This window comes from Dietzia sp. DQ11-71, assembly GCF_014144995.1.
GTDB lineage: Bacteria > Actinomycetota > Actinomycetes > Mycobacteriales > Mycobacteriaceae > Dietzia > Dietzia kunjamensis.
Genome location: NZ_JAALDT010000121.1, coordinates 1 through 6,399, shown reverse-complemented (window position 1 = coordinate 6,399; position 6,399 = coordinate 1). Strand labels below are relative to the sequence as shown.

Genomic DNA, 6,399 nt, shown 5'->3' with positions numbered 1-6,399 from the left:
CCCATCTCCCCCACAGCCGCGCCCGAACATGGCGTCTCGCACGCCCCGAAGCGACGGCGAGACGCCATCGCGAGGAGCGGCTGCGTGGGGGGCGGGCATGCCGGCACGCGAGACGCCATCGGGAGGAGCGGCTGCGGACCGGTCGGCCGGCGGCCGGCCGCTCACGGCACTCGGGTTCTAGGGATCGTTGCAACACGATGGATTCCTAGGTTGAGGCTAGTAGGTCTCGCATCCGTTCGGCGGGGGTCTCGAAGTAGAGGGTCTTGCGGGGGCGTGCGTTGAGTTCCTGGGCGACGTGCTCGAGATCCTCGGGGCCAAAGACGCTCAGGTCGGTTCCCTTGGGGAAGTACTGGCGCAGCAGTCCGTTGGTGTTCTCGTTCGATCCCCGCTGCCAGGGGCTGGCCGGGTCGCAGAAGTACACCGGGCAGCCGGTGGCGATCGAGAACGACTTGTGTCCGGCCATCTCGCAGCCCTGGTCCCAGGTCAGCGATCCGCGCAGGTGCTCGGGCAGGGTCGAGATGACCTTGACGAGTTGATCTCGGACGGCCTCGGCGGTGTGGCCATCTGGCAGGTGCACGAGCATGACGTAGCGGGTGCTGCGCTCGACCAGGGTGCCGATCGCCGAGGCGTTCCCGGCGCCCAGGATCAGATCGCCCTCCCAGTGGCCGGGCACCGCCCGGTCCTCGACCTCGGCGGGCCGGTCGGAGATCATCACCATCTCGTCGACGAACCTGCTGCGCCGCTGATCAGGGCGCTTGTGAGGGATCCGCCTGGCCCGACCGGTCCGGAGAGCGGCCTGGACCTGCCGCTTGAGTCCACCGCGGGATTGCAGGTACAGGGCTTGGTAGATCGTCTCGACGCACACCCACATAGCCTGATCGTCAGGGAACTGTCGGCGCAACGCTCCGGCAATCTGCTCGGGCGAGTGCCATAGCGACAACCGCTCCTGGATGAACGCCGCCAGAGCAGGGTTCGCGGCGATCTTGGCGACCTTGGGCCGGAACCGTCGCAGCACGCTGCGCCGGTGGGCCTGATGTGGCTCGTAGCGGCCCTCGTTGCTGCTGTTACGTGCGATCTCGCGAGAGACCGTCCCGGGACTGCGGCCTACCTGGCGGGCGATCTCGCGGATGCCCTCGCCCGCCCGGCGCAGGTCGGCGATCTTCTCCCGCTCGAGTACTGACAGGTAACGGCACGAGATGACCTTCTCGACCCGCTCGACAGGCACGATTTCCACCGGCACCGCCTGGCGACCCGGGACGCACTCCAAGACACTCATCAGACGGTTATAGAGGCCGACGTCCGGGCCCGCGGGGACAAACGCCGATCGTGGCTGACCATTGCGTTTGGTCACGCCCTTATCCCAGTCCAGCGCCGTTTCGACGCTGATCCCCACCGCCTTGGCCGCCCCGCGACGATCCATCGACCGGGCCCGCAAGAGCAGGTACTCGCACCGCCTGGTCGTCGACTTGCGGGTAACGCCATCGAAGTGGCGAACCCACAACCCGGCGGCCATCCCGACCCGGTACACCACCGACGAGCTGACCCCGACGGCACGAGCGACGTCCATCGGCTCCATCCCCGACGCCAACGCTGCCCTGATCGCCGCACGTTCATCACCAGTTGAATGTCGCTTCGTCGACACCGGCCACTTGCGCGAGTGCGCCAACGCAAGCGCCCGCCCGTAATGCACCCCGACCCGGCCGGCCGCCGCACGAACTGACAAGCCGCCACAAACCAGCGACTCCAGCTCCGACTCCTGCACCGGCAAGATCTCCCACACAGAGCCCTCAGCAGCCACAACGCAACACCTCGATCACACTCAGGTGTTGCAACGACTCCTAGAATTCGCCGCATGCCGGGAAATGCGGGAAGGCCCCGCGTCCGGATAACCGGTCGCGGGGCCTTCAGCCGAGCTGGTCGCGTCTCAGCCGAGCAGATCAGCTCGCTTCGGAGTCGGAACCCGCCTCGAGGAGCTTGGAGATCGCCGACGGATCGACCGGGATGCCGGGGCCGGTCGTCGTGGAGATGGTGACCTTCTGCATGTAGCGGCCCTTGGAGGAGGACGGCTTGAGGCGCATGACCTCGTCGACCGCGGCCTGGTAGTTCTCCGTGAGCTGCTCCGTGGAGAAGGAGGCCTTGCCCACGATGAAGTGCAGGTTGTTGGCCTTGTCGGTGCGGAAGGTGATCTTGCCGCCCTTGATGTCGTTCACCGCCTTGGTGACGTCCATCGTGACGGTGCCCGTCTTGGGGTTGGGCATGAGACCACGCGGGCCGAGCACGCGGGCCACCCGGCCGACCTTGGCCATCTGGTCCGGGGTCGCGATCGCGGCGTCGAAGTCGAGCCAGCCGCCCTGGATACGCTCGATGAGCTCCTCGGAGCCCACGGCGTCGGCGCCGGCGGCCTCGGCCTCGGTGGCCTTCTCGCCCGCGGCGAAGACGATGACGCGGGCGGTCTTACCGGTACCGTGCGGAAGGTTCACGGTGCCACGGACCATCTGGTCCGCCTTGCGGGAGTCGACGCCAAGTCGCATGGCGACCTCGACGGTGGAGTCCATCTTCGTCGAGCCGGTCTCCTTGGCCAGGGCCAGGGCGTCCAGAGGCGAGTACAGCTTGGTGCGGTCGACCTTCTCAGCTGCGGCCTTGTAGGCCTTGCTGTTCTTGCTCATGTCAGTTCCATTCCTGCCGCGTCGAACACGCGGCGGTCGGGTGTGGTGCGGGCCTGAGCTGCCCTCCCACAGATGTTCGGGGGGTGGAGGTCAGGCCTCGACCGTGATGCCCATGGAACGGGCGGTGCCGGCGATGATCTTCGCGGCCTGGTCGATGTCGCTGGCGTTGAGGTCCTCCATCTTGGTCTGCGCGATCTCGCGGACCTGGTCCATGGAGACCTTGCCGACCTTGGCGGAGTGCGGGGTGCCGGAGCCCTTCTGCAGGCCGGCGGCCTTGAGCAGGAGCTTGGCGGCCGGCGGCGTCTTCAGCTTGAAGTCGAACGACCGGTCCTCGTAGACCGTGATCTCGACCGGCACGACGTTTCCGCGCTGGTTCTCGGTGGCGGCGTTGTAGGCCTTGCAGAACTCCATGATGTTGACACCATGGGCACCCAGAGCCGGACCGACCGGCGGGGCCGGGTTGGCTGCGCCGGCCTGGATCTGGAGCTTGATGAGCCCTGAGACCTTCTTCTTCTTCGGAGGCATCGTCTTCCTCAGTCTTCCTGATTCTTCGACTGGATCTCGGCTCCGCGCTGTACACGCGGGAGGCCGACTGTCGTGTGCACCCGGTTCCCCACACGACCCCGGAAGGGCAGGCGGGAACACAGGCGCAACCTTGGAGAGTCTACGCGCGCGGCCGGTCGGAACCCTAATCGCCAACGCCGGCCGGGCTGACAGACGAGCGACCCGCCCCGCGCCGGGCGCGGGACGGGTCGTCGTGGGAGTTTCTCGGGTCAGTCGATCTTCTCGACCTGCGTGAAGCCGAGCTCGACCGGGGTCTCGCGACCGAAGATCGACACGAGGACCTTGAGCTTCTGCGCGGCCGGATCGACCTCGGAGATGGACGCGGGCAGCGTCGCGAACGGGCCGTCCATGACGGTGACCGACTCGCCGACCTCGAACTCCACCTCGACGGCCTGCGGGGCGAAGCCCTGGTCGTCGGCGGTGCCCGCGGCGGCGGACTTCTTCTCCGGCTTGGGGGCCAGGAACTTGGCCACGTCGCTCAGCGAGAGCGGGGTGGGCTTGCCGGCGGCGCCACCGGTCGCGCTGACGAACCCGGTCACGCCCGGGGTGTTGCGCACGACGCCCCACGACTCGTCGTCGAGTTCCATCCGCACCAGCACGTAGCCGGGTAGGACCTTGCGGTTGGCGACCTTCTTCTGGCCGTTCTTGACCTCGGTGAACTCCTCGACCGGGACCTCGACCTGGAAGATCTTGTCCTCGGCGCCGAGGGTCACGGCGCGGGTCTCGAGGTTGGCCTTCACCTTGTTCTCGTACCCGGCGTAGGAGTGGATGACGAACCAGTCGCCGGGAAGCTTGCGCAGCTGACGCTTGAAGGCGATGATCGGGTCGATCGCGGGCGCGGCCGCCTCGTCGGCCGCGGCCTCCTCGGCCGGAGCCCCCTCGGGCGCCTCGCCGGAAGTCTCGAGCGCCGACTCGGCGAGCTCGTCCTCCGCAACGGTCTCGTCGCCCTCGGGGACGGTCTCACCCTCGACATCCTCGTCGAGCTCGGTCTCGACCGCGTCGGTGGCGGCGTCCTGGTCCGGCTCGGCGCCAGCCGCGACGGTGTCGGCGGCGTCAGCCTCGGCGTCGGTGTCGATGGTGTCGGCGGGATCCGCAGCCGTGTCACCGAGCACCGCGTCCGCCTCGGTCGCGGCCTGCTCGGCGCCCTCGGCCTCGGGGCTCTGATCGATGTCGCTCACGGAAATGCGGTCCTCTCGAAGTTCGGCGGTCCGGATCTCGCCCCGGACCCCAGCGGCAGGTCTCTAGCGGTCGAAGACGAGCTCGACGAGCTTGCCCGCGCCGAAGTCGACGCCCGAGACCAGCGCGGTCATGAAGATGAGGAACAGGAACACCACGATGGTGTAGGTGACCATCTGGTTGCGCGTGGGCCAGATGACCTTGCGCAGCTCCTCGACGACCTGCCCGATGTACTGGAACGGATTCGTGCGGGCGGTCCGCGTGTCCTCCGGCTTGTCCGCGTCCGTACGGACCCGTCCGGCCACGGCGGTGTCGCCGCGCCCCGCCTTGCCGGTGGGGACGGCGGCAGCGGCGTCGGAATCGCGGACGCCGTTGACGTCGACGTCGTCGTCGCGATCCTGGCTCACGCGGCTACCTCCGGGTCGTCTGGTGTGCGGTAAGTGCAGGGGCGACAGGACTTGAACCTGCAACCTGCGGTTTTGGAGACCGCTGCTCTGCCAATTGAGCTACGCCCCTTCGGCCGGTCTCCCGGCCACCCGTGCCCTCCCGCGCCTGCGGGCCGCACGAACGCCTCGACTCTACAGTGTCGGCGACTGCCTGGCGGCAGCGCGGTCCGCGACCGCGTTCGGTCGGGCGTCCCAGTGTACGACAGGCGGCCGGTGGCCCGAAATCGTCCGGCGTCACCCCGCGAGCGAGACCGTGACGATCGCCTTGCCGAACACCTTCGACCCGCCACAGGTCACGGCGAGCGCGACGTCCGCGGTCGAGCCGTCCTCGGCCACCTTCCTCACCGACCCCGCCACCTCGAGCCGGGCGGGTTCGTCGGCGGGGACGACCACGGGCCCGGCGAACCGGAACGAAGTCGCCACCACGCGGTCGGCTCCCCCGGCCCACTCGGCCACGACCCCGATCGCCAGCGCGGAGGTGAGCATCCCGTGCGCCACCACCCCGGGCAGACCGAGCGCCTGCGCCGCGGCGTCGTCCAGGTGGATGGGGTTGTGGTCCCCCGACGCCTCGGCGTAGCGCCGCAGGTCGTCCCGCGAGATCGGCAGGGTCCGGGACGGCAGGACCTCCCCGGCGGCAGTGGTCCTCGTCCTCGTCGTCGTTTCCTGTCCGTCCTTCTCCCGCCCGGTCATTCCTCCACCTCCGCGGTGAGCAGCGCACTGGTCAGGGTCTGGACGAGCTCGCCGTCGGCGTCGCGCAGCACGGTGTCGAACCCGATCATCCGCCCGCCGCGCGCCGACCGTACCCCGGTGACCGTGGCGGTGGCGGTGAGGACGTCGCCGACACGGATCGGCCGGTGATGCTCGCTGGACTGCGCGGTGTGGAGGGTGCGCGCCAGATCGATGCGCAGCGCGGGGTGCTCCATCACCGCGCGTTGGACCGGGGCGGTCAGGGCGGCCGCGAGGGTGGCGGGGACCTGGTCGGTCGGCGCGCCCACCGCCTCGGCGAAGCGCGCCACCACCGTGTCGGTGACCGTGACCGGATCCCCGACGACGACGAGGTCATCAGCGTTGTCTGTGCTCACAGGCGCCGACGGTACCCGAGGGCGTGTCCGCCGAACCGCTGATACGAGTCGCCCCCGCCTCATACGGTGGAGGCAGTCGAGCAGGGAGTGCGATGTGAGCCACGACGAGCCGGCCCCGCAGGCCGGGCAGGAGCAGGGTGGACAGGAGCAGGGTGGGCGGTCACCGGCCGGACCCCGCGGTGACACCCCCACCCCGGTGGAGGGGCACGGCGGATCCCACGCCACCGCCGTCGCCGCCGCCCACGGGGTGCGGACGATGTTCACCCTCTCCGGGGCGCACGTGTTCCCCATGTACGACGCCGCGGAGAAGGAGGACCACGGCGTGGCACTGCTCGACGTGCGGCACGAGCAGACGGCCGCATTCGCCGCCGAGGCCACCGGCAAGCTCACCCGCTCGCCCGGCCTGGCCGTCCTCACCGCCGGTCCGGGGGTGACCAACGGCGTGTCCGCGCTGGCGCAGGCCTC

At 69.4% G+C, this 6,399-nt stretch carries 8 protein-coding genes and 1 tRNA gene; 1 reads left to right on the top strand and 8 read right to left on the bottom strand.

Translation table 11 applies throughout. The features are described from left to right. Positions 1-205 precede the first annotated feature (205 nt). From G6023_RS04925 to hadA, 8 genes are all read right to left on the bottom strand, one after another. Positions 206-1,420 (bottom strand): IS30 family transposase, encoded by a 1,215-nt coding sequence (locus tag G6023_RS04925; protein ID WP_182634234.1) that lies wholly within the window; start codon positions 1,418-1,420, stop codon positions 206-208. A gap of 517 nt (positions 1,421-1,937) precedes the next feature. After that, positions 1,938-2,666, bottom strand: coding sequence for a 50S ribosomal protein L1 (gene rplA / locus G6023_RS04920; protein WP_182634233.1), 729 nt, complete (start codon positions 2,664-2,666; stop codon positions 1,938-1,940). A 90-nt stretch (positions 2,667-2,756) separates the two neighbouring features. Continuing rightward, entirely contained in the window at positions 2,757-3,191 is a 435-nt protein-coding gene (gene rplK / locus G6023_RS04915) for a 50S ribosomal protein L11 (protein WP_154830598.1), read from the bottom strand. Between the two features lie 248 nt (positions 3,192-3,439). Next, entirely contained in the window at positions 3,440-4,408 is a 969-nt protein-coding gene (gene nusG / locus G6023_RS04910) for a transcription termination/antitermination protein NusG (protein ID WP_182634232.1), read from the bottom strand. Positions 4,409-4,471: 63 nt separating this feature from the next. Further along, positions 4,472-4,813, bottom strand: coding sequence for a preprotein translocase subunit SecE (secE, locus tag G6023_RS04905; protein WP_082923934.1), 342 nt, complete (start codon positions 4,811-4,813; stop codon positions 4,472-4,474). Between the two features lie 36 nt (positions 4,814-4,849). After that, positions 4,850-4,922: transfer RNA gene (locus G6023_RS04900), tRNA-Trp, on the bottom strand. A gap of 164 nt (positions 4,923-5,086) precedes the next feature. Continuing rightward, a complete protein-coding gene (locus G6023_RS04895) occupies positions 5,087-5,542 on the bottom strand; it encodes a MaoC/PaaZ C-terminal domain-containing protein (protein WP_182634231.1) in 456 nt (151 codons plus the stop codon). After that, positions 5,539-5,934, bottom strand: a complete 396-nt coding sequence (gene hadA / locus G6023_RS04890; RefSeq protein WP_182634230.1) for a (3R)-hydroxyacyl-ACP dehydratase subunit HadA — start codon at positions 5,932-5,934, stop codon at positions 5,539-5,541. Before hadA ends, G6023_RS04895 begins: the two co-directional genes overlap by 4 nt. 196 nt (positions 5,935-6,130) lie before the next feature. Between hadA and G6023_RS04885 the strand changes: the two genes are divergently transcribed. Continuing rightward, the coding region (locus tag G6023_RS04885) for a thiamine pyrophosphate-binding protein (RefSeq protein WP_347570717.1) at positions 6,131-6,399 on the top strand (269 nt) is incomplete at its 3' end.